This window comes from Helicobacter sp. UBA3407, assembly GCF_949747025.1.
In the GTDB taxonomy this organism is placed as follows: Bacteria; Campylobacterota; Campylobacteria; order Campylobacterales; family Helicobacteraceae; genus Helicobacter_D; species Helicobacter_D ganmani.
In genome coordinates this window covers 1-2,503 of the sequence record NZ_CATKCB010000174.1, presented here as the reverse complement: position 1 = coordinate 2,503, position 2,503 = coordinate 1, and the positions used below count along the sequence as shown (strand labels likewise).

The window sequence follows — 2,503 nt, the reverse complement described above, 5'->3', positions numbered from 1 at the left end:
GTTTTTTCATAGTGCGCAATGTGGAAGCTGCGATTCTTACTTTCATTGTCCTGCCGTCTTCTAATTTAATTCTCACGGTTCTTAGATTCGGCAAAGATCGCTTTCTCGTCTTATTGTTTGCGTGGCTTACATTATTGCCAACCATTGGACCTTTACCTGTAAAAAAACATTTTCTTGCCATTTCCTAACCTTTTAAATCTTAAAATTAAAATTGCCAATAAATAAACTTTGGATTCTATCTCAAACTAAATAATAGAAAGTTTAAATTCTCTTAATTTAGCTGTTTTTTGATTTCCTGCACAATATCAAAGCCGTGATTAAGTGCAGCTGCAATAGAACCACCATTTTTGTATAAAATGTCTCCCGCAATATAAACGCCCTCAACTGAACTTTGATGTTTGTCATCTGTGAGAGGAACACCATCAGCATCTAATTCTACACCACATTTGCGCAAGAAATCTACAGGAGCTATTCCTCCAATTGCATAAATTACACGTTCATATATTGCACTTGTTCCGTCGGTGAAATTAACCTTTACTTTGCCCTCTTGGTCTTCTAAGCTTTCAATATCTACGCCGAGTTTGGGCTGAATTTTGCCATTTGTAAAACACAAATCCAAGTTTTCCTGATTTGTCTCATTGATTCTTGCAAATTCTTTCCTACGATAATTTAAAGTTACAGGATTCGTTTCACTAAGCACACACGCATATTCTACCGCGGAATTTCCTCCACCAACAACTAAAATATTCTCACCATCTACACAACTATTTGCATTAAAATTGACGAGATTTTTAATACTATTTGGAATCGCATAGCTTGGTTTGTTAGGTTGCCCCATTTTTCCGATAGAAATCACAACAAATTTCGCTTTAAATTGCGTATTTTTGGCAGTATAAATAAGAAAATAATCCTTTTCTTTTTTGATAGATTCCACTTCTGTCTGAAATTGTACTTCAAAACCATTTTCTTGAATGATTTTATCAAATAAATCTAGAGTGCTTTCCTTTGTGCCATCGCAAAAATAAATGTTCCCATTCAACTCAACTTTTTGTCCTTTGTAATCTTTATCTACGCGTTTTTTATCTTTGTAAAACTTGCGAATCGTGGTAGAATGCCCCTCGCCCTTTTCAAACAAAATGACATCTTTAATACCTAAAACCATTGATTCTACTGCCGATGCGATTCCACCCGGACCGCCACCTACAATTGCAATATCATAAATTTCTTTCATTAATTATCCTTTGAATTCTTTTTTGAATTATCCCTTGCTGCGTGGCGCAAATCCTCTTCACTATCAAACAAAACGCCTTGCATCATTTTTTTTTCATCATCAAATTGCCCACTTTTTAAGCCCCACAAAAAAGCAATCAGACCGATTAATCCAATCACAATACTTGTCGCAAGCATTACGGCAACCATTGTTGTATTCATAGCATTTTCCTTAAAAAAGGCAAAAGGGATTCTATATGCAATCCCATCGCATTAGAGGTTGCACCAACTTGTCGCTTAAGATAGTTTTGATGGAAACCTTCTATCATTACTGCGCCTGCCTTATTTGCCCACAAACCACTTTGCAAATAAGATTCTAAATCTTGTGGAGCAAAAGGAAAAAGCTCAAAATAAGTCTGGCTTAAATCCATATAGAAAAACTGCTCACAATGCAAAATTGCGCAAGTTAGAATCGTCAAACTTTTACCATTTTGCGATTCCAAAAACACACTTGCTTCTGCTTTATTTTTCGCCTTGCGTTGTAAAACTCCGCCACAATCAATCACGCTATCTACAATCAAAAGCGGTGATTCTAACCCATAAAGATCTAACGCGCTTTTGTGTTTGCCAAGTGCCGCTTGATAGACAAAAGATTTGGGCTTATCTAAAGGCAACTGCTCCTCATCAAACCCATTATCACATTGAACAAAAGGAATCCTATGCGCTTCTAAAATTTGCTTTCGTGATTTGGAAGCAGAACATAAGCGCAACATAAAATTCCTTACACCTCAAGATAAACTTAAAATTATAATCTTATTAAAATTATATTTTAATAAGATTCATTAATTTTTAAAACTAACCGCCACAACCGCAATAGCAAATCCGCCATCATGAGAAAGAGAAAGGCTTAGAGAATGGAGGTTAAAATATTCCATTTTTTCATTACTTAAATGCAAGAGCGGAGCACCCTTTTGGTTCTTGGAAATCCATATATCGTGGAATCCCAATTCCTTTCCGATTCCACATTTTAATGCCTTTGCACAAGCTTCTTTTGCCGCCCAAAATCCTGCAAGACTTTGAGGATTTTTAGCAATTTGTATTTCAGAATAATTTAAGAATTTTTGCAATCCTTTTTCTCCAAATTTTGCTAGTAAAGATTCTATGCGCTGAATTTTGACAATATCTACTCCCACATCAAACATTATTGCACTACAAATTCAGTAAAAAAGATATTAACAACTCTACCATCTACCAAAAATTCGTTCAAGCGTTCTATAATTTCTTCTTTCAACTT

At 35.3% G+C, this 2,503-nt stretch carries 6 protein-coding genes; all 6 read right to left on the bottom strand.

The features are described from left to right. Positions 1-181: 50S ribosomal protein L28 (gene rpmB / locus Q1553_RS06605; protein ID WP_300842837.1), on the bottom strand; the 181-nt coding region annotated here is incomplete at its 3' end. 90 nt (positions 182-271) lie between these two features. Then, positions 272-1,231, bottom strand: coding sequence for an NAD(P)-binding domain-containing protein (locus Q1553_RS06600; protein ID WP_115551685.1), 960 nt, complete (start codon positions 1,229-1,231; stop codon positions 272-274). Further along, entirely contained in the window at positions 1,231-1,431 is a 201-nt protein-coding gene (gene ccoS / locus Q1553_RS06595) for a cbb3-type cytochrome oxidase assembly protein CcoS (protein WP_115551686.1), read from the bottom strand. Before ccoS ends, Q1553_RS06600 begins: the two co-directional genes overlap by 1 nt. Continuing rightward, a complete protein-coding gene (gene maf, locus Q1553_RS06590) occupies positions 1,428-1,982 on the bottom strand; it encodes a septum formation inhibitor Maf (RefSeq protein ID WP_115551687.1) in 555 nt (184 codons plus the stop codon). Before maf ends, ccoS begins: the two co-directional genes overlap by 4 nt. Positions 1,983-2,051: 69 nt before the next feature. Then, a complete protein-coding gene (gene acpS / locus Q1553_RS06585) occupies positions 2,052-2,411 on the bottom strand; it encodes a holo-ACP synthase (RefSeq protein WP_115551688.1) in 360 nt (119 codons plus the stop codon). Further along, positions 2,411-2,500 carry a flagellar basal body-associated FliL family protein gene (locus Q1553_RS06580; protein ID WP_300842838.1) on the bottom strand — a complete coding sequence of 30 codons (90 nt, stop codon included), beginning with the start codon at positions 2,498-2,500 and terminating at the stop codon, positions 2,411-2,413. The genes acpS and Q1553_RS06580 overlap by 1 nt, the downstream gene beginning before the upstream one ends. Positions 2,501-2,503: the final 3 nt, after the last annotated feature.